Here is a 19,822-nt window from a genome sequence, read left to right on the forward strand (position 1 = left end):
GCGCAAAGATACGCTGGGTTGCGATGCGTGTCAAGGCGGAAAATAGAATGGTTACCTTTTCAATGAACGAGATGCCGTCAATCAATATGTTGTTACACTTTGCCCCAAACTCTACTGTCCATCGTTTCTACGAGATGTAAACTCTTTAATACTCTCAATTGTAGCATAAAATCCCGTACCACCAATATGAAACTTATTCTCATTAATTGTACCTATACTTTCTGTGTAAAATTTAGGTAGCTTTGTGAATGTAAATACTCTAGATAAATAAATATGATCGTATCTTTCCAAATCAATATTCGAATCAAGTATTAATTCAAATGGAATATGATTGTCGTACAAGAATCCTGCAATCTTTAATAATGCTAAATTGGGATGACGCGTTCCATTGTCTAAAAGGTCTGCATCAACCAATCCTATACATTTATACATTAGAGGTACTCTTAATGCTTTCATTCTTTTCTATTCTTTATCGACCACAAAAGATCTTTCACATCTACATCAAGTGCCTTCGCGATGGCCACCAATGTTTCTAAATTGGGTTGCATAGTGTTGGTACACCATTTTGAAACAGTAGCAGGATCTTTTCCTACTTGTTCTGACAACCATTTATTGGTACGTTTCTTTTCAGCAAGCACCACTTTAAGACGATTTATATCCTGTGCCATATCTATATTAATCTTAATCTGTAAGTATCGTAAATATCTTCTTTGTATACCCTATTTCGTTTCTTGATGCTCCTTCCAGATTTCTTCAGCCAAATATTTGTCACTTCGACAATGCAAATCTGCTACTCCCTCTTCAATCATATCTGCTGTTTCTGAATTATAGTATATATCTGTCGCTTCATCAATCGAAACTCCATACATTTCACAAATACAAAGAATAATTCTAGCACACTGGGCACTTCTCATTATTTGTTTGCTATCTTCGCTCATACCTGTTCACTATTAATGTAAGTAAGACTTTCTCGCAACATTCTTTCTGTGCGTATACAATATTGTATATTGGGCTTTTCAAAACGCAATAGTCCAAGAGCTTCCTCTTGTGATATTTCGTGAGCGAAATATCTATCAAGAGTGAGGATTACTCTATCATTGGCGATTCCTCCAACAACCATATCGTAATCTCCAACATCTTTTCCATCCCGGCATTGAGCTACAAAATCAAGCCAGTTTTCATCGTAAGAGTCAAATTTCAAAATTTTCCATTGAGAATCATCATCGAAAGAAAATTCGTATGTGTTGAGCCATGCATGTTGTCCTCTTCTCTTGAAACGCTGTGCATATCTTACAGCCTGTTCATATAATGAAGTTAGGTAAAAGCCACGACCAAAATCCAGATAATTGCGAGAATGCAGAGTATCTGGAGATTCAACAATAACATTAGATGAATGGTAAAGTTTCATGCTTCTAAAACTCCTTTCTCCCTCATATATTCAGTAAGATCTTCCATCAAGTATCTAGAGCTGAATGTGTGAAGCACATCGTATGAGGGAACGATGTATTCATATAAAATACCTGATACTTTTAATCGGCTATATATTTCCTTTTGTGGCAATTTCAGCAGTATGGAAAGTTTGCTTATGCAAAACGTCACAAATTCAAGTGTCTTTTTATCCATAATATCTTACCTTATTATAAAATTATACTAATTATTTGTCCTGCTTTTATAGCTTAACTATAAGCAAAAGTAATAAGAATATATGAGAACAAAGACGATTTTGTTGATTTACTTCGATTTTTCTTAAAAATATTATCAAAAGATTGAATCATGATGCATTTATTTGAAAGATTTTAAGCATATCATCATTTTCTTGGGTACTTGCTGTGGTTTCTTGGGTACTAGATTCATTTTCTTGGGTACTTTATTGTGGAGTACAATTATCAACCAGGCCTTTCTACGTAATAAGTAAGAAAACAATCTTCGTATGAACTTTACAGAAATTAGTAAAACGCCTCATATACAAAAGTATGGACTTTAAGATGATTTGAATTATTGAGCTATAACTCGATATTTTTTAGACTTATAGCTCAATAATACCCATTATTCTCATTTGCAGAAATTAATTTTATTCGATAAATACTACTTGTTCAATGGTATTAGAACATACTGAACATAACAATATTATTGAAGTTTTCCCTTGAACTACTATACATGTCATATAGATGTATTATTTATGTATTATACACCCAACCCAAATCAAGAAAATGTAGCAGTTTTGTGCTTCTTATGCCTTTTCTTTTGGTTGTTCGGGTAGAATATCATACCTTTGCATTGGTTTTGTAACATGTTGATTATCAGTGCTTGTTTTGATTCTTGCAACATGGACGCAACATCCGGTGCTAACGCATTGATAGTGAATGATAGTTGATTTTTAAGAAGTAATGTAATGCCCCATAACATTACTTCTTATGGGGCATTACATTACTTCTTATTTTTACTTCTTTGTATGGGGTGATGCATTCCTCCGAACTAAAAGAGTAATCAGAAATAAATATCATATTTCATCCCTCACATCTTTCACCTAATCTATTAATTGTGTAGTATACAGATGATTATGGTGAAACATCTTATGAAAAGAAGAACCCAATTTGCCTGTACTGTACTATAGTGGTCATGCACGGCATCGCGGAGACGCTTACCACAGTCGTATCCGGTCAAAGCTAAGGGTTAGCATGATAATGTTGAGGTTTAGCGGCATAAACGTGAGGTTTAGCGACATAAACGTGAACTTTAGCCACTCCAAATTAATTTCCTTCCGTATCTACTTTGACTAATCCTCCCGTAGCAGGGTTGAACAACACTTTAATTACAGAATTCTTATTGAACAGTACAGGAGCGAGATATTCGATTACTCCAAACTGCGTAACAGGTATTTCTGCATTATATAACTCTTCGTTCTGATAGTTCAAGACCATTTGGGCTCTTCCGGGCACATTGTAGGCAATGCCATCAATTTGCTTTTTGGGAGCTTCTTCGGGAATGGCAATACTCTTAAGGTTAGTTACATTGATATATACAGGGGCACCCGCCAAGTCATCGTTTGCCACTACTCCCAGTTTTTTAGAGAAGCGGAAGGCAACTTCGTTTTTCATCTCTTTAGGAACGATACGGATGGTGTATATTTTCTCTTCAGTAGCGGTTTTACCGGTGAACATCTCTGTCATGGCACGTTCTTGCAAGGCGAGGTGATCCAGCATGAGTTTCAGTTGTGCTCCATCTTTGGGCATGTTGTCCGCTTCACCGCGCAGAAGGGCGTTTTTGCTTTCGCGGATGTTGTAGATTTCTTTGGCTACCAGTTCCGCCATTTTGGCTGTAGAGTTTGCCATCAGGATTTCTTCGGTCAGGAAATCGCTTGGGTTGACGGCGGGGGATTTCTCTTTGGGCTTGGGCTGCGCCGGAGTTGTATTCTTTTGTCCGCTGCCTAATGGCATATTGATGGACTGTACGATGCCGTCTTTGCTCAGTTCGATGAGTGGAGCTACGGTTTTCTCCTTCATCTTGACGAAATACACATTATCTTTATCAGGCACTCCGACGACTTCCGTCTGTATTTTGTCCAAGGTCCAGTAAGTGGCCGGTTCGGACGAGACATTGTTTATGCGTAGGTAGCGTTCGGCATATTTGGAGAATTCTCCAGGAGTATACACGTGCTTGGTTACTTGTACATTGAGTTCGATTTCTGTTTTGGGCAACATATAAGTCACTCCGTAGTCTTTGCCACGGGTGACGCCTGCTGTTACTTCTGTTTGTGCCATGGCGGTGGCAGAAAGCAACAGGGCCGAAAGCAGTACGATATTCTTCTTTTTCATAAGGCGCATTGGTAAATACGTTTTCAGTGAATGGACAAAGTTAATGAAGTTATCTTTTGGCAAGAGTAGTATTATAAAAGATTAACACAATATCGTCTTATGATATGGTAAGATTCGTCCCATGAGACGGATAATTTCGTCTCGTGAGGCAAAAAAAATCGTCCCGTGAGATAAAATTTTTCATCTCACGGGACGATTTTTTTTGTTCCATGGGACAGAATTGGTGTTATCCTTTCTTTTATTCCACGAATTGGATGCAAACGGGTTTGTCCACTGTGATGTCCTGATGCGTATCATGCAGCAAGCCGGTGACTGGATCGCGCTGAAAGACCTGAATCATGCGGCTGTCCCGGCAGGCAACTAAAAGAAATTTCCCGTTTGAAGTGATGGCAAAGTTGCGCGGATGTACGCCTGTCGGTTGGTAGGCGACTTTTGCCAACATGCCGGTTTTGGGATTGACTTCGAAGATGGCGATGCCGTCATTCTTCAGTCGGTTGCTGGCGTAGAGGTATTTGCCGTCGGGACTGAGATGGATGTCTGCGCTACCACGCGCACGAAGCGTGTCGGCGGAAATAGTCTGTATCTTTTCCAATTTTCCCTCCAGATAACTGAAAGCTACGATGTTGCCCGAGAGTTCGCCAATGAGGTAGGCATATTTTCCATTGGGGCTGAACGTCAGATGACGCGGACCGAAATCAGGTTCCACCTCGATGGCTTCGGCAGAAGGGTGGGGGATGAGGCTCTTGGGATGCATGACGAAGCGCAGAATGCGGTCGGCACTGAAGTCGGTGGCGAAGATGTAGTTGCCATCCGGCGAGAAGACAGCGCAATGCACGTGGGGTGTGGCTTGTCTATTGGCATCAGGTCCTCCTGTGCTCCCCTCGAAGAGGCTGTCGGCAGGTTCCAGCGAACCGTCTTTTTTCAGTGGGAATACGGACATGCTTCCACTGCTGTAGTTGGCTGTAAGTACTTCTTTTCCATTGGTGGAAACATAGCAAGGATCGGCGCCCATCGTCAGTTGGCGGTTCAATAGGCGGAGTTGACCGGTTGCTTTGTCGAAGGAGAAAGCATTGAGCGCTGCCGTGCTGTCGTTCATCTCGCTGACGGCATAGACGAATCTTCCGTCTTCGGAAGGAACAAGATAGGACGGATTGGGAACTTCGATGGAACTAAGTACGGTTGCATTGCCTGTCGACTGGTTGAAGCGGAAGGTATAGATGCCTTTACTTTCACCGTCGGTATATGTGCCCACCAGCATGGTGAGTTCATCATTTCCGTTGTCCGTTTTTCCTGCCTTGCGGGGCGAACATGCTGCCGTCGCTAATCCAAGCATTAAGAAAAGAAGCTTTCTCATAATTCGATAATGTATTTTTTTAAGGAGTTACTCAGGAATTATTCCCTATATCCCTTACTTCATTTCAATTTCACTTCCGCCACTCCTACACGATCGTCGTTCAGCACGATGCGCAGGTCGCTGGCGGTGGTTCCCTTGAATGTATATGAAATCAACTTTCCGTACTCGCTGACTGTACCCGAATAAACCGTCAGAAACTGTCCGCCGCCGCTCGAAAGCTGTATCTCAAATTCCGCCGGCAGACCGTTGCTTCTGCTGAACGCAATGGAAACGTTGTCTACCTTGGAGCCGTTTTCTAAGGCAAAGGTAATATAATCTCCTTTATTTCCCTCCCAGGCAGTGTCTATTTTTTTGTCGAGCACGTTCATTACGCTTTCTTGATTGGTGCTGGCGGTTACGGGACTGTCGGTTTTTGCTGATGATGTACGGGCCGGTGCATTCGGGTCTTCTACGGTCAGTGTCCCGCTCAGGCGGATATCTTCGGAAGAGGCGCCCAGCATGATGCTGAAGTCTCCCGGTTCTACGACCCATTCCATGTGCTTGTCCAGTAGCTCCAGATGCTTGTGGTCGAGGCTGAAGGAGACTTCTTTCGTCTCTCCCGGTTGCAGATGGATACGCTCAAATCCGGCAAGGTTTTTCTCGTAGGTGGTGACGCTGCTTAGTACGTCGCGGATATAAAGTTGTACCACTTCGTCGCCTTCCCTTTTGCCGGTGTTGGTCACTTTGCAGCGTACGGTTGCCTTCTGATGGGCGGTTATTACTTTGGGGGTGATGCTGATGTCGGAATATTCGAACGACGTGTAGCTCAGACCGTGTCCGAAAGGATAAAGTGCACCGTTGACGCGAGACATATTGCCGTCGGGACCCGGATTCTTTCCTCCGTCAATCTGTGAAGAAGGCTTGTAGGGGAAGTTGAAAGGAATTTGCCCTACGCTTTTCGGGAAAGTGACTGTCAGTTTTCCGCCCGGATTGTAATCCCCGAAAAGCACATCGGCAACTGCCGTCCCTCCTTTGGAACCGGGATACCAAGCTTCCAGAATGGCTGGAACAAAACGGTCCGCCCAGTTGACGGATAGCGGACGGCCATTGATCAATATCAGTATGACAGGTTTTCCGGTTTCCTGCACGGCTTGCAAGAGCTTCAATTGCCTTCCCGGAAGCTCAAGGCTGCTGCGCGACTTGTTTTCGCCGCAAGTGCGTTGCCCTCCGCCCAATACGACTATTGCTACATCGGATTGGCGCGCATTCTCTACGGCTTTTTCTATTTCCGTCCGTTCTTCACCGGTCAGGGGAAAATCGAAGAGTTCGCTTTCCGGCCAGTTGTCGTCCACAAGATTACACCCTTTTGCGTAGAGTACTTCCGCTTTGCCTTCCGCTTTTTGGCGGATGCCCTCCAGTACGGTAGTCACTTCCACTGCCAACGGACCGTAATGGGTCAGCGCGTATCGTTCTTCGTTGGCGTTCGGACCGCAGACGGCTATCTTCTTTATATTGTTGAGATCCAGCGGCAGGATGTTGCCCTCATTTTTCAGCAAGACAAGGCTTTCGCGAGAAGCTTGCAGGGCTATAGCCTCATTCTCTTCACTTTCCACTTCCTTGTCGGCACCGGAAAGGTCGGTCTGATAGGGGGCATCGAACAATCCGATAAGGAATTTCACCCGCAGGATGTCCCGCACACGGTCGTTGATGACCTCCTCGCTCAGTCCGCCTTCCTTGACCAGTTCGCGGAGTGGATTCACATACGATTCCGGCGAGCGGAACGTGCAGCGCACATTCAGTCCGGCTTCTACGCTTTGGCGTACTGCTTCTTTCATGTCTTTGGCTGTACCGTGTTTGGTATAGAGATATTCCACGGCATCACTGTCCGAGACCACATAGCCACGGAATCCCATTTCGCCGCGCAGGCGTGTGGTGAGCCAATAGAAACTGCCTTGGATGGGGACACCGTCGTAGTCATTGTACGAACTCATCACTCCCAGCAGTCCTGCTTCCTTTATGACCCGTTTGAAAGGATATACATGAATCATTTCCACTTCCCGTGGCGAGGTTTGCGGGTCTACTCGCGCCATGCCTTCGCGTGCACCCTTGTTGTTACTGTAGGCAACGAAGTGTTTTCCGGTAGCTGCCACCTGATAGTTGTGTTGCATGCCGCGCACCATTTCGACACCCAGTTCAGCAACGAGGTAAGGGGATTCTCCGTACACTTCTTCATATCTTCCCCATCGCTGGTCACGACCGACGTCGAGGATGGGGGCATACACATTGGTATATCCCAGCATGCGTGCTTCTCGTCCGGTGATAAGTCCTACCTGGCAGATCAGTTTCCGGTTCCACGTATGTCCCAAGCCCAGTTGGGTGGGGAAGTTGGTGGCACGGTAACTTTCTATGCCGCGGATGCCTTCGTTGGTGAAGTCGACGGGGATTCCGAGGCGGGTCTCTTCTACGAAGAAACGTTGCACTTCGTTCAGTGCCCAGGCATGGCGTGAGGCAGGCCATACGTTCGGATTGTCCGATGGCGGTAATCCCCATTGCTGGAATCCGTTCAGGTGTTCGTCGATGGCACCGATTCCGTCTTTCCATAACTTTTGTTTCCATTCGGGAGTGGGTAAATCATCTTTCAGCACGCGCTTGTATCCGTATAGGGTGACCATCTGACAGGTCTTTTCGTCAAGTGTCATCTGCTGTAGCAGGTCTTCGATGCGTGCATCAATCGGGGCGGCGGGGTCTTCGTACACGTCTTTCACTCCGTTTTTGTTGAAGTCTATCCAACCTTTCCGATACATTTCGCTCTTTACCGGTTTGTATATCGCCGGAATTTTCATCATCTTCTGTGCCGGAAGCAGGGTGCTGCTGCCCAGCAATAGAGTGGCTATAATCAGTTTCTGCATGGTATATAGTTTTTCATTAAAAGTTTTTTTTGTTCGTAAAAAGTTTCTTTTTAAAAGTCTCTTTTGTTTTTTAAAAGTTTCTTTTGTGGTCAAAGGTAAGGATTTTACAGGTAGGGAGAAGTACAAAATCATCCATACTATTAGTAATATTTGTACGATGGAGGCTTTTCTTTATGTGAAATGAATAAATTATTCAGGTCAAAAGAACGGACTATTGAAAATAATTCCTATCTTTGCCCCACTTAAAAACAGGTCTTTCTGCAATAAAGTCATGGGGTTGACTGGATTTGACAGCGGGCAGAAATGGTAAGTAAGCATGCAGTGCGTCGTTGATTTGCACTTAAATCTCAGTCTTCAAAATTTTATCTGGCGAAACTAATTACGCTCTTGCTGCTTAATCGAAGTATAGTAGATTAGCTTAATCCCGGCACAAGGTGCTGGGACGAGACATCACTCGGAAGCTGTTGCTCCGAAGCGTTCCGGTAAAGTGGTGCAGTTACATCGGGGATAGTTCTTGTCTGCCTTGAGGCAGGAATGAAAATTTAAGAGGATAAGGTAACGGTTGATGGCTTTGGTTCTGCCGTTGCTCGAAAACTTAGGCAAAGATAAGCATGTAGAAAGCTTATGATTTCCTCGTTTGGACGAGGGTTCGATTCCCTCCAGCTCCACAAGAGTAGAAAATGAAAAGTAACAAGTTCTTGAATTTTAATAATTCAGGGACTTCCTTTTTTCTGATACTCTCTAATACTTTCTAATACTCTCCCTTTTACTCCCCCTTGTTTTTTATATGTTCATTTACTCTCTTTTTGTTAAGAGTTTCAGGAAAATGTTGTCCAAGTGACGATAGTAAGCAGCCAGTTCATCCTTGGTCATGCTGTCTAGTTTCAGTCTTTCACGGGCTTCTTCAAGACCGGGAGCTGTAGCAGTAGAAGGTATTTCTCCGGTGTTCAGATAGTAAATCCATTCTTCCAAGGGGTTTTTGGCTACCTGATTGAAACCATTCACTTTCAGGATATAGTATTCGGGATATAACTGGCTTACCGTATCCACCTTAAATGTCTGTTTTTGGAATGGAGTAAGTTCAAGAAGATCATTGGTATGGATGCCTCTGAATTCAGTCTTTCCATGATAAACAAAATCAGTTCCGTGTCCCAGAGCGAAGTAGACTATATTAACGCTATATATGAAATGCATCATAACATTACTTGTTATGCATCATAACATTACTTGTTATGCATCATAACATTACTTGTTATACTTCATAACATTATTTGTTATGCTCCATAACATTACTTGTTATGAGACATAAGATATGATGTAATTTCACTTTAATTCTGCCAACGGGTATGAATAAAAATATTATCTTTGTGAAAAACCGTATGGATGGAAGAAGACAACATTTATCGGTACGCGATTGTTATATGTATAGTATGCAATTAAATATCATATTTATGAAACATTCAGTTCTTTTTGTCTGCATAGTCGTATGTCTGATTTTTGCCGGATGCAATCGTCGGCAGGAGTCTGCTAAACCGGTGGTGCTAACTGTGAATAAAGCTGAATATGAAAATGATACGGTCGAACCGGAATCTCTTCATCTAGAGCAGACGTTGCTTCGTTCTGAACAGTCTTTGTTGACAGCTGACGATGTTACGCTTATCAAAGAGTTGTTCTACGATCAGCATACATTGGAAGATACGTATCCGTATAAAGACACCGTACGCTCTTTCAAATGGGATGAAATCCGCGAATCTTTGGCATACATTGAGAATATGCAGGCGGATACAGCCAGATGGGTAGTGCTGCAAAACTATAAGAATCAGAATAAAGAAGCCCCGTTGGTTCGCAAGTTCGTGCGAAATGCCTACCGTCGTGTGTCCGATACGTTGGGAGTGGAACGCTATCAGTCGGTTCCTTTGTATCTGCCAACTGATACGTTGGTACCCGAACGTTATGGAAGAGATGGTACGGTTGCCCGTCTGCGGGGTGAAGAAGGAAGTTTCTGTCGGATACATCCTGTTACTTTTGATGAAGAATGGCTGGTGCCTCGCCGTTACCTGAAACGGCTGGCTGACAGTACGGCTTTCGACCATGTTGTGTTTGTCGACCGTCTGAACCAGAATATCGCTACTCTGGAGCATGTGGGCAAAGGAGAATGGAAAATACGTAGCATGAATCCTGCCACGACAGGAAGACATGCGCCTCCTTATGCACAGGAGACTCCTTTGGGCATGTATCTGATTCAGCAGAAAAAGACACGCATGGTATTCCTGAAAGACGGTTCTGCCGAAACGGGAGGATATGCGCCATATGCCAGCCGTTTTACAAACGGTGCGTATATACATGGGGTACCGGTGAATGTGCCGCGTACCAGCATGATTGAATACAGCTGGTCGCTAGGCACGACGCCGCGTTCGCACATGTGTGTGCGCAATGCCACTTCGCATGCCAAGTTTGTCTTTGATTGGGCGCCTACAGAGCGTTCTTTGGTCGTGGTCATTGAGTAGTGATTTAGTGACTGCTTATTTTTAACTATCTGCGTGGCAAGCGTCAGAAGAAAAAACAGTAATTTAGCCGCCGTTATTTTTTCTGATGAACATTATGCAGCGATTTTTTGTATCTTTTTTGTTTTTGTTGCTTCCTTCTGCCCTGTTCTTGAGCGGTAAGCCGGTTGGGCGTACTCCCGTAACACGCCGACATGTGCCGAAGGAATACTTCTTCTTGAGTGATAATCCGGCAGGGCATACATCAGAAATTCCCGAGGCTGCAGTGATGACGGATGCAGAGGCTTGTGCCGATTTGTACCGTTCCATGCAGTTGGAGGGGATTGTCAACTGGAAGGCGTTCCGTCAGGCAGTGGCAGGATATAATAGGATAGAAAACCGTAAACGGGATATCTTGGCTTTGATTGACTTTTCCCGTCCTTCTACAGAAAAGCGCCTTTGGGTGTTTGATATGAAGCAACGCAAAGTACTTTTCAATTCGGTTGTTTCCCACGGGAAGAATAGCGGTGTCAATTATGCAACCTCTTTTTCCAACGAATACGGCTCCTACAAAAGTTCGTTGGGATTTTATCTTACAGGTTCCACTTATCAGGGCAAGAATGGCTACTCGCTCATTCTGGACGGTTTGGAGGAGGGCATCAACGACCGTGCCCGCGAGCGTGCCATCGTGATGCACGGGGCTGCATATGCCGATCCGGCAGTGGCGGACAAAAGTGGCAGGCTGGGGCGGAGTTTCGGTTGTCCGGCAATTCCGCAGAAACTGTCCCGTCCTATCATAGATGCCCTCAAGGGAGGGAGTGTGATGTTTATCTATGCCGAAACACCCGATTATCTGGCGCGTAGCTCGGTGCTGAAGGGGGCAGACGGATTATAATTTAAATGCCTCCGTTGATGGAAAACCGTAAGATCATACATATAGATATGGATGCATTCTACGCCTCCGTAGAACAGCGTGACAATCCGGAGTTGCGCGGTAAACCCATTGCTGTGGGGTATGCGGAGAAGCGGGGTGTCGTGTCCACTGCCAGTTATGAGGCGCGTCGATATGGGGTGTGTTCGGCTATGGCATCTACGAAGGCAAAGCGGCTTTGTCCGCAGTTGGTCTTTGTTCCGGGACGGATGGAGGTATATAAAGAGGTGTCGCGGCAGATACATGAGATATTCCATGAGTATACGGACATCATTGAACCGCTTTCGTTGGATGAGGCTTTTCTGGATGTGACGGAGAACAAACCCGGCATTCAGCTGGCGGTGGACATAGCCCGGGAAATCAAGCAGAAGATTCGGGCAGAACTCAACCTGGTGGCATCTGCCGGAGTGTCTTATAATAAGTTTCTGGCAAAGATAGCCTCGGACTACCGTAAGCCGGACGGGTTGTGCACGATCCATCCCGACCAGGCGCTGGAGTTCATCGCCCGTCTTCCGATCGAGAGTTTCTGGGGAGTAGGTCCGGTGACTGCAAAGAAGATGCACGCGCTGGGGATTCATAACGGAGAGCAGTTGCGTGCTCGTTCGCGGGATACGTTGTTGCGCGAGTTCGGGAAGGTGGGGGCACTCTATTATGATTGTGCGCGAGGGATTGACCTGCGTCCGGTGGAAGCGGTGCATGTGCGCAAGTCGGTCGGTTGCGAGCGTACGTTGGAGAAGGATATTTCGTTGCGTTCGTCGGTGATTATCGAGTTGTATCATGTGGCGGTGGAACTGGTGGGCAGGTTAGAGCGTCGGGATTTCAGAGGAAACACGCTGACCCTGAAAATCAAGTTTCACGATTTCAACCAGATCACCCGCAGTATTACGCAGTCCAAGGAACTGATCACCCTCGATATCATTCTACCCTTGGCAAAGCAGCTGTTGAAGGAAGTGGATTATGAATCCCATCCTATCCGCCTGATCGGACTTTCTGTCTCCAATCCGCGGGAAGAGACGAAAACAACGGGCGTATGGGAACAGTTGAGTTTTGAATTTGGCGAGTGGAAATGAGCCTTCTTTTCTTGTGATTCTCCCCCAAGTCGATGTGTAAAACGAGGTGTTTTGGATGATTTTATACATAACTACGGATAATCGGGTACGTTGTTCTTGGAGAAAGTTGCGTACTTTTGCCTCATCGTATGGCGGATGATCTGATATTTACCGTATGGGGGATGACGTAATCTTTACCGTATAGAAGATAATCAGCTCTTTGCCATATGCGAGACACGCTTAATATAATTGTCGTATGTGAGACACTGCTAATAGTTGTCCGCATGACAAGTCATCTAATTTTTATAAATATCATGAAGAAGAACACGTTTAGTCGTATTATCCTCACTTTTTGCCTGCTTGTCGTTTCAGGCATTTCGGTGCATGCCTATACCGAACGGAATCTTTTGCAAAAGGCTGCCGGCAGTGAAGAACAACTCAAAGAAATATTAGTGATGAACCAGGCTTGGGTGCCTTATCCTGCCTATAACGACCGTTCCGCTTGGGATGCCTTGCTGGGTGCCGATAAGGAAACGCTTATCCGTGCCGGAGAGAAACACTTGGACTACGAGTGGAAGGTAATCCGTGCTACGGACTATCTGGAGTATGAACGCAGCGGTGAACGCAACATCATGCAGAATCCGTATGAAGCCAATCGCAAAGCCATCAATGCCCTGATGCTTGCCGAACTTGCCGAAGGAAAGGGGCGTTTCGTCGACCAGTTGGCAAACGGAGTGTTTTTCAGTTGCGAGATGACTTCCTGGGTACTTTCCGCCCATTTGGTGCGCCAGACTACGAAGCGGGCTTTGCCCGACTATCGGGAGCAGGTGATTGACCTCGGTTCCGGCAACTACGGTTCCATGTTGGCGTGGGTGTACTATTTCTTTCATGACTCGTTCGACAAACTGGACCTGGTGATTGCCCGACGCCTGCGCCAGACTTTGCAGGAGCGCATTCTCGATCCGTATATGAACAATGACCGCGAATGGTGGATGGCATTCCACTGGAAACCGGGAGAGATTATCAACAACTGGAATCCGTGGTGCAACTCGAATGTGTTGCAATGCTATCTTCTGCTGGAGAACGACCGCGACCGCCTGGCAAAGGCAGTGTGGCGCAGCATGCAGTCGGTCGATAAGTTCATCAACTTTGTGAAAGCCGACGGTGCCTGTGAGGAAGGTCCTTCCTATTGGGGACATGCTGCGGGAAAGATGTACGATTATCTTCAGATACTTTTTGACGGTACGGGCGGCAAGGTGTCGCTCTTTGAAGAACCGATGGTGCGTAGGATGGGAGAGTATATCAGCCGTACGTACGTAGGGAATGGCTGGGTAGTGAACTTTGCCGATGCTTCTGCCAAGGGCGGAGGAGACATTCCGCTGATCTACCGCTACGGTCGTGCCGTGGGCAGTGACGAGATGATGCAATTTGCGGCTTATCTTCTGAATGGTAAACGTCCCTCCATTCCGGTAGGAAATGATACGTTCCGCTCCTTGCAGTCTATCCTGTGGAATGGAGAACTGGAAAAGACCGTAGCGGCACATACGGTGCCTGCCTGCACCTGGTATCCTGAAACGGAGTTTTGCTACCTGACGAATAAGTCCGGTTGGTTCCTGGCAACGAAAGGCGGTTTCAACAATGAGAGCCATAACCACAATGATGTAGGTACTTTCTCCTTGTACGTCAATACTGTACCGATGCTGATCGATGCAGGGGTGGGGACATATACACGTCTGACGTTCAGCAAAGAACGTTACACCATCTGGACGATGCAGAGCAACTATCATAACCTGCCGATGATCAACGGTGTACCGCAGCGTTACGGGCAGAGGTATAAAGCTACGGATGTTGTCTGCCAGTCGAAAAAGCGTTTCTTCTCGGCGAACATAGCTACGGCATATCCCGAAGAGGCTGAAGTGAACCGTTGGGTGCGGGCATATTCGTTGGGCAAAAAGCAGCTGACCATCACTGATGAGTTCTCTTTGAAGTCGGCGAAAGCGCCTAACCAGGTCAATTTCCTTGCTTGGGGAAAGGTGGATATCTCCGTTCCCGGAAAGGTGACTATCGAAGTACAGGGACAGAAGGTGACGTTGGAGTATCCCCGCGAGTTTACGGCAGGGATCGAAACAGTGGAATTGCCGGATACGCGCCTGTCCAATGTCTGGGGACCTGAGATCTATCGCATTACGCTGAAGGATAAGGAGGCACGTTTGACGGGTAAGTATAAGTTCGTTATCAAATAAATAGTCTATATTTGCGTTTCAGAATTTTAAAACGTGAAACTATGGGTTGTTTAATGAACTTTTTGTGGCTGATATTTGGGGGTATTTTCACTGCCGTGGAGTATCTTGTGTCCAGTCTGTTGATGATGATTACTATCATCGGCATTCCGTTCGGCATACAGACGCTGAAACTTGCCATGCTTGCGTTGTGGCCTTTCGGAAAGACGGTGCGGAGCGGCGAACGTTCCGGCGGATGCTTGTATGTGTTGATGAATGTGTTGTGGATATTTCTGGGAGGCATCTGGATTTGTCTTTCGCACTTGGGTTTTGGCATTCTCTTGTGTATCACCATCGTTGGGATTCCTTTCGGTTTGCAGCATTTTAAGCTGGCGGCGTTGGCATTGACTCCTTTTGGGAAGGATATTGTTCCGGATTGAGTTCTGACACACTGTCTAAGAAAAAGAAAAGGGCGAAGAACTTTTGCTGCTCTCCGCCCTTATTCATTCTATTTAAAGGTGTTGTTTACATGGTAATGTTGGCTTGCTTGGCAAGCAGTTTCTGAAGTTTGCCATTCAAAGCCTGGCACATTGTACCGTTGCCCATTGCCTGATAGCGTTTAATACGGTACTGTAACATAAAAATTTCATTTGCATTCTTTTTCATAATCGTCTTTGTTTAGTGCCTTCCGCGTTTCGGAAAGCGGGTTTTACATCTTTTTCTTTATCTTATTAACGCTGCAAAGATAGGAATTGTTCGCGAAATATATGTTCTATAACATAAAAATATGCGTTTTTCTTCCAATTTCCTCTTAAAAAGCATGTTTTTGTCACCTGCATATTACAAATATATTGCATACCTTTGTCTTATCTTATAGAATAGGCACGGGCTTTCATTCGCAGAGAGTTTAATTGAGCGGAGAGTTGAGAGTGGAGAGTTAATGAAGTAATACTCTTGATAAAGTAATACTCCTGATAAAGTAATACTCCTGTAAATGAAGCCGTGTAGAATATGGACAATTGTAAACAGATGACTGTGATGATAAGTAAACAGAAGACTGCGATGATAAATAAACTGCTGATGTTTTTTCGTAGCCCTTATCCGGCATTGATGGAACGGTGGAAGATCGTGTTGGTTCCTCCTTTCATTATATTCATTATTCTTTGGATGTTGCAGCCCTTCGGCATCTCGCTGATTGGGAAGCATAAGTTTTGGATTCTGCTGGGTTATGGGGTGGTGTCCTCGATGGCGTTAGGGGTATTTGTATATCTGCTTCCGGTGCTGTTTCCCCGATATTATGATGAGCGGCGTTGGACGTTTGGGAAGGAACTGCTGGGGACATTGGGAGCCTGCCTGTTGATTTCGGTCGGCAATTGGGGGTATAAGGCATGGTGGTTAGGAAGCGGTTTTCTGGGAGGAAGGGATCTTCTTGTCAGTATGGTCTGGACGGGGATTCTGGCGCCTTTTCCTATCGTTTTTTTCTTGATGTGGAATCGTAATCTTCTGTTGGCGCGCAATTTGAGGGAGGCTATGGAGATGAATGTGGCTCTTTCGCAGAAAGCGGGTTTGTGGAAGGAGAGGGGAGAGGCGGAAGCCGGAACGTCGGAAACGGGAGAAGAGGAGGCAGAAGTGTTGGAAACTGGGGAGGCAGACAAAGGAAATGCCGCTTGTCCGATGACGGAGAAGAAGCCTGTCCGTCTCCTGCTCTTTTCCGGTGGGACGAAGGAGAGGTTGGAGATGCGTGCCGATGGGCTGTTGTATGTGGAGGCGGAAGGGAACTATGTGCGCATTGCTTATCGGGACGGGAATAACGTCCGGCAACGGTTACTGCGTGCCACGATGAAGCAGGCGGAAGAGACGGTGGCGGATTGTCCCTTCATAGTCCGTTGCCACAGGGCGTTTCTGGTGAATGTGAATGCGGTGGTGAAGGTAGATGGAAATTCGCAGGGGTACCGTTTGCTGCTGGAAGGTTGCAAGGAGGAGGTGCCGGTGTCGAGGGCTTATGCCAAAGGAGTGAAAAGCCGTATAGAAGAGAGAGGGACGGAATGCATCGAAAGATGCCGGTAGAAAGGATGTCAAAGAGGTGGACGGAAGAGGTGCCAAAGGAGAACAGAAGGGGTGTCAAAGAGAGGTAGAAGCATGAAGAGGGGCACGCCGGAGGGGTAGTCATTCGTCACAAGAAAGGGATAGGAACAGCTGTTCGTCACAAGAGGGTGTGCTGTTTGTCACATATCCGGGCTGTCTGTCCCGGATATTTTTTTGCCATAAGATCTTGCGCTATGTTTGCCGATGCAAATCGTAAAGAACATAGAGATAATGAAGAGATGGATCTTACTTTTAAGTATGTGTGTGCCGCTGGCTGGGCATCGGATAGGGGCACAGACGACGATACCGCAGCCTGCGGCACCGCAATCATCAGCCCAGCAAAAGGAACTGGCCTCACAAACTACGGCAGCGGACACCGTCCTGCTGCAACTATTCCATGACAGCATCGGCTTGGCGGAAGTAGTGGTCAAGGGGAAGCGGACGCCGGTGGCAAACAGCCGTTGGAGCGACATGCATCCGGTGGAACTGGTGACGGTGGGAGGGGCGAACGGAGACTTGTACCGTGCCCTGCAAACGTTACCTAGTACGCAGGTGCAGGGCGAAAGCGGACGCTTGCTGGTGCGTGGCAGAAGCAGTAGCGAGACGCAGACCTACATGGACGGCATGCACGTCCTGAACCCTTACACGTCGACGGGGATCAACTCGCCTGCGCGTGGACGCTATTCTACGTTCATGTTCAGCGGGGTCAGTCTGGAGTCGGGTGGTGCTCCTTTGGAGTATGGGCAGGCGCTTTCGGCGGTGTTGCCTTTGGAGACGAAGGACAGGAGTCCGGTGAACAAACTGGGTGTCAACGCCTCTACGGTAGGTTTTGGCGGGGGAGGAACGCGGGCTTTTGGCAGAGGGTCGCTCTCGGTGAATCTGGATTATCAAGATCTCTGCGTGTACGACCGCATCTATTCGGGGCGGACGGACTTTAAGGATCCCTATCGTCTGCTGACTGTCTCGACGCAGTTCCGCTATCATCCGGACGAGGCGACGCTCTTCAAGATTTATTTCGGTTATGACCGTACGGACTTCTCCAATTATGAGGGGGAGATGCATGCTGATGACGCAGTACAGGCTTTCTCTGCCAACAAAGAGCAAACGCAGGCACGTCGCCTGTTTGGTTTGGGCGAGGACAATATCTACGTCAACGCCACCTTCCGCAAGTCCGTTTCGGGCGGATGGAACTGGTTTGCCGGAGCGGCATACGGCTTCACGGAGCAGAAGATACGCGGCGTATCGCTTTCCGGTGACGTATGGATGGAGCGCCGGCAAGAGCTTCACCTCAAGGTGAAAGCCTGCAAGCGGCTGGCTTCGACGTTCCGTCTGGACATGGGGCTGGAAAACTTCGTCCGTTGCTACGCGAACCGTTATCAGATGCCGGACGCGGGTGCGCCGGGCGTCCGCCGGAGGATGAATCCCACTGTCGGTGCCGCCTTCGTCTCCGCCACCTGCTATCCAGTGGAGCAGCTGAAGACGGAACTCTCTTTCCGCACGGAATACACCTCGCTGAACCGACAGGCGACCTTCTCTCCCCGCTTCTCTGTCAATTATTATCTGGGGGATGTCGTGTTCTCTGCCACGGCGGGACGGTGGACACAGTTGCCTACGGACAGGCTGCTGGTTCAGGACGGGAGACTGAGGTCGGAGTCGTGCGTGCAGTATAACTTGGGCGTGCAGCTTGGGGGGAGGAGCGTTTCTGCAAGGCGGAGGCGTATTATAAGAGGTATGACCGTCTGGCGTGGATAGGCCAGGGGACGATGGAGTGGGCGGAGTGGTTGTCGTCCGACGGATATGGGTATAGCAAAGGTATTGACTTGTTCTACGATGACTGTGCGCTGGTGCGGAATTTGGAATATCGGCTTTCTTATACTTACAACCTCTCCAAGCGGAAGTATCAGGATTATCCGGAGCTGACGGTTCCACAGTATGCCACCCGGCATAATGCGTCCGTGGTGCTGAAATATTCCCTTCCCCGCCTCCGTACGGTTGTCGGGCTGACGGAGCGTTTCAGCAGCGGACGGCCTTATCATAATCCCGCTTTGCCGGGACTGATGAACGATGAGACGAAGCCCTACAACAGTCTCGACCTGGGGCTGACCTTCCTGCCGAGCAAGAAAGTCATCCTGCATGCCTCCGCCACGAACATCCTTTGTCGGAAGAACGAATTCGGGAAGGTGGAAGGCATACCCATACGTGCCTCCAGCGACCATTTCTTCTACATCGGCGCCTTTATTACGATAGGCAAGAAGGCGGCATACGACGTGTCCAATTTCTGAACCGATATGCCTCCATTGAAAACATGTTTATGTCTCATGAGAAGACATCTTGATGTTTTAAGCAGTGACATGCGGATGTCTTAAGCAGTAACATCTATACCCCTTTTTAATAACTTTAATAACCCAATTTTAAAAACAACAATGAACATGAGAACATCTATCCTCATTTTTGCTTTCGCTTTGGCATTTTCCGCTCAAAGCCTGTCAGCCCAACATCTGACTCTCGAAGTGCACGGTATCGAAAAAGTAGCCGGAAAACTCTACGTTGCCATCTACGATTCCCCGTCGACGTTCATGAAGAAACCCCTTGCCGGATTCGTGGTCGAAGTGAAAGATACCGTGCTTTCCATCCCCTGCAAAGGTCTTCCCGCAGGCACCTACGCCCTCTCCCTCTATCAGGACGAGAACGAGAACGGACACCTCGACACTGCCGCCTTTGGTATCCCCGTCGAGAAGTACGGCTTCAGTAACGACGCTACCGGCATCATGGGCCCCCCGTCCTACGAGAAATGCAGTTTTACCTTCTCTGCCGACACCATTTTAGTGGTCCATTTGCATTGATTTCCCGGATAATTCCCTAACTTTGCGTCTCACACTTTATTATATATCATAGCGGTTTACACCTTATTATATATAATAGTACTATAATAGCTATAGTAGTTGAAGCAGCCGAACCGACCGGTTCCTTCAGCTACTGTATCTATTGCTCTCGAAAC

The 19,822-nt window shown here is 46.9% G+C and carries 16 protein-coding genes, 1 other RNA gene and 2 pseudogenes; 9 read left to right on the forward strand and 10 right to left on the reverse strand.

The genetic code is table 11. The features are described 5' to 3' along the window. Positions 1–111: 111 nt before the first annotated feature. The 8 genes from QZ323_RS11415 to QZ323_RS11450 all read right to left on the reverse strand — a co-directional run bounded on the left by QZ323_RS11415 (position 112) and on the right by QZ323_RS11450 (position 8,057). The gene (locus QZ323_RS11415) at positions 112–456 is read right to left on the reverse strand and encodes a hypothetical protein (protein WP_294634826.1); all 345 of its coding nucleotides are present in this window, start codon (positions 454–456) and stop codon (positions 112–114) included. Then, on the reverse strand, positions 453–668 hold the full coding sequence (locus QZ323_RS11420) for a helix-turn-helix transcriptional regulator (RefSeq protein ID WP_294634828.1): 216 nt from the start codon (positions 666–668) through the stop codon (positions 453–455). Before QZ323_RS11420 ends, QZ323_RS11415 begins: the two co-directional genes overlap by 4 nt. Before the next feature lie 51 nt (positions 669–719). Beyond that, the gene (locus QZ323_RS11425; protein WP_121767092.1) at positions 720–938 is read right to left on the reverse strand and encodes a DUF3791 domain-containing protein; all 219 of its coding nucleotides are present in this window, start codon (positions 936–938) and stop codon (positions 720–722) included. Next, a complete protein-coding gene (locus QZ323_RS11430) occupies positions 935–1,408 on the reverse strand; it encodes a DUF3990 domain-containing protein (RefSeq protein WP_294634829.1) in 474 nt (157 codons plus the stop codon). The genes QZ323_RS11425 and QZ323_RS11430 overlap by 4 nt, the downstream gene beginning before the upstream one ends. Next, the gene (locus QZ323_RS11435; RefSeq protein WP_294634830.1) at positions 1,405–1,623 is read right to left on the reverse strand and encodes a DUF3791 domain-containing protein; all 219 of its coding nucleotides are present in this window, start codon (positions 1,621–1,623) and stop codon (positions 1,405–1,407) included. The genes QZ323_RS11430 and QZ323_RS11435 overlap by 4 nt, the downstream gene beginning before the upstream one ends. A gap of 1,127 nt (positions 1,624–2,750) precedes the next feature. Further along, on the reverse strand, positions 2,751–3,815 hold the full coding sequence (locus tag QZ323_RS11440; protein WP_294634831.1) for a DUF4831 family protein: 1,065 nt from the start codon (positions 3,813–3,815) through the stop codon (positions 2,751–2,753). Positions 3,816–4,053: 238 nt separating this feature from the next. After that, positions 4,054–5,169: a lactonase family protein gene (locus tag QZ323_RS11445; RefSeq protein ID WP_294634832.1), complete on the reverse strand. Its 1,116-nt coding sequence runs from the start codon at positions 5,167–5,169 to the stop codon at positions 4,054–4,056. A 59-nt stretch (positions 5,170–5,228) separates the two neighbouring features. Then, entirely contained in the window at positions 5,229–8,057 is a 2,829-nt protein-coding gene (locus QZ323_RS11450) for a glycoside hydrolase family 3 N-terminal domain-containing protein (protein ID WP_294634833.1), read from the reverse strand. A gap of 273 nt (positions 8,058–8,330) precedes the next feature. Here QZ323_RS11450 and ssrA point away from each other — a divergent pair. Continuing rightward, positions 8,331–8,728: a transfer-messenger RNA gene (gene ssrA, locus QZ323_RS11455) on the forward strand. Between the two features lie 154 nt (positions 8,729–8,882). Here ssrA and QZ323_RS11460 read toward each other — a convergent pair. Beyond that, a pseudogene (locus QZ323_RS11460) lies at positions 8,883–9,242 on the reverse strand (hypothetical protein); the annotation flags it as partial. A 266-nt stretch (positions 9,243–9,508) separates the two neighbouring features. Between QZ323_RS11460 and QZ323_RS11465 the strand changes: the two are divergent. The 5 genes from QZ323_RS11465 (at position 9,509) to QZ323_RS11485 (ending at position 15,179) form a co-directional block, all read left to right on the forward strand. Further along, positions 9,509–10,564: a L,D-transpeptidase gene (locus QZ323_RS11465; RefSeq protein ID WP_294634834.1), complete on the forward strand. Its 1,056-nt coding sequence runs from the start codon at positions 9,509–9,511 to the stop codon at positions 10,562–10,564. A 94-nt stretch (positions 10,565–10,658) separates the two neighbouring features. Continuing rightward, on the forward strand, positions 10,659–11,435 hold the full coding sequence (locus QZ323_RS11470) for a murein L,D-transpeptidase catalytic domain family protein (protein ID WP_294634835.1): 777 nt from the start codon (positions 10,659–10,661) through the stop codon (positions 11,433–11,435). Positions 11,436–11,452: 17 nt separating this feature from the next. After that, positions 11,453–12,541 carry a DNA polymerase IV gene (gene dinB, locus QZ323_RS11475; protein WP_294634836.1) on the forward strand — a complete coding sequence of 363 codons (1,089 nt, stop codon included), beginning with the start codon at positions 11,453–11,455 and terminating at the stop codon, positions 12,539–12,541. A 293-nt stretch (positions 12,542–12,834) separates the two neighbouring features. Continuing rightward, positions 12,835–14,763 carry a heparinase II/III family protein gene (locus tag QZ323_RS11480; RefSeq protein ID WP_294634837.1) on the forward strand — a complete coding sequence of 643 codons (1,929 nt, stop codon included), beginning with the start codon at positions 12,835–12,837 and terminating at the stop codon, positions 14,761–14,763. A gap of 41 nt (positions 14,764–14,804) precedes the next feature. Beyond that, entirely contained in the window at positions 14,805–15,179 is a 375-nt protein-coding gene (locus QZ323_RS11485) for a YccF domain-containing protein (protein ID WP_294634838.1), read from the forward strand. Positions 15,180–15,264: 85 nt separating this feature from the next. Here the strand turns inward: QZ323_RS11485 and QZ323_RS11490 are convergent, their stop codons facing one another. Continuing rightward, positions 15,265–15,405 carry a hypothetical protein gene (locus QZ323_RS11490; protein ID WP_182427618.1) on the reverse strand — a complete coding sequence of 47 codons (141 nt, stop codon included), beginning with the start codon at positions 15,403–15,405 and terminating at the stop codon, positions 15,265–15,267. Positions 15,406–15,801: 396 nt separating this feature from the next. Between QZ323_RS11490 and QZ323_RS11495 the strand changes: the two genes are divergently transcribed. From QZ323_RS11495 to QZ323_RS11505, 3 genes and pseudogenes are all read left to right on the forward strand, one after another. Then, entirely contained in the window at positions 15,802–16,806 is a 1,005-nt protein-coding gene (locus QZ323_RS11495) for a LytTR family DNA-binding domain-containing protein (protein ID WP_294634839.1), read from the forward strand. A gap of 366 nt (positions 16,807–17,172) precedes the next feature. Then, positions 17,173–19,106: pseudogene (locus tag QZ323_RS11500) on the forward strand (TonB-dependent receptor plug domain-containing protein). A 147-nt stretch (positions 19,107–19,253) separates the two neighbouring features. Then, positions 19,254–19,667: a DUF2141 domain-containing protein gene (locus QZ323_RS11505; protein ID WP_294634840.1), complete on the forward strand. Its 414-nt coding sequence runs from the start codon at positions 19,254–19,256 to the stop codon at positions 19,665–19,667. Positions 19,668–19,822: the final 155 nt, after the last annotated feature.

Origin of the sequence: uncultured Bacteroides sp., from assembly GCF_910585845.1 — a bacterium.
Lineage (GTDB): Bacteria > Bacteroidota > Bacteroidia > Bacteroidales > Bacteroidaceae > Bacteroides.

Coding starts and splice junctions, on each gene's coding strand:
- QZ323_RS11495 (WP_294634839.1), top strand. CDS start 15,802: ATGATAAATAAACTGCTGATGTTTTTTCGTAGCCCTTATCCGGCATTG.
- QZ323_RS11435 (WP_294634830.1), bottom strand. CDS start 1,623: ATGGATAAAAAGACACTTGAATTTGTGACGTTTTGCATAAGCAAACTT.
- QZ323_RS11415 (WP_294634826.1), bottom strand. CDS start 456: ATGAAAGCATTAAGAGTACCTCTAATGTATAAATGTATAGGATTGGTT.
- QZ323_RS11505 (WP_294634840.1), top strand. CDS start 19,254: ATGAGAACATCTATCCTCATTTTTGCTTTCGCTTTGGCATTTTCCGCT.
- QZ323_RS11465 (WP_294634834.1), top strand. CDS start 9,509: ATGAAACATTCAGTTCTTTTTGTCTGCATAGTCGTATGTCTGATTTTT.
- QZ323_RS11430 (WP_294634829.1), bottom strand. CDS start 1,408: ATGAAACTTTACCATTCATCTAATGTTATTGTTGAATCTCCAGATACT.
- QZ323_RS11490 (WP_182427618.1), bottom strand. CDS start 15,405: ATGAAAAAGAATGCAAATGAAATTTTTATGTTACAGTACCGTATTAAA.
- QZ323_RS11425 (WP_121767092.1), bottom strand. CDS start 938: ATGAGCGAAGATAGCAAACAAATAATGAGAAGTGCCCAGTGTGCTAGA.
- QZ323_RS11480 (WP_294634837.1), top strand. CDS start 12,835: ATGAAGAAGAACACGTTTAGTCGTATTATCCTCACTTTTTGCCTGCTT.
- QZ323_RS11445 (WP_294634832.1), bottom strand. CDS start 5,169: ATGAGAAAGCTTCTTTTCTTAATGCTTGGATTAGCGACGGCAGCATGT.
- QZ323_RS11450 (WP_294634833.1), bottom strand. CDS start 8,057: ATGCAGAAACTGATTATAGCCACTCTATTGCTGGGCAGCAGCACCCTG.
- QZ323_RS11420 (WP_294634828.1), bottom strand. CDS start 668: ATGGCACAGGATATAAATCGTCTTAAAGTGGTGCTTGCTGAAAAGAAA.
- QZ323_RS11470 (WP_294634835.1), top strand. CDS start 10,659: ATGCAGCGATTTTTTGTATCTTTTTTGTTTTTGTTGCTTCCTTCTGCC.
- QZ323_RS11440 (WP_294634831.1), bottom strand. CDS start 3,815: ATGAAAAAGAAGAATATCGTACTGCTTTCGGCCCTGTTGCTTTCTGCC.
- dinB (WP_294634836.1), top strand. CDS start 11,453: ATGGAAAACCGTAAGATCATACATATAGATATGGATGCATTCTACGCC.
- QZ323_RS11485 (WP_294634838.1), top strand. CDS start 14,805: ATGGGTTGTTTAATGAACTTTTTGTGGCTGATATTTGGGGGTATTTTC.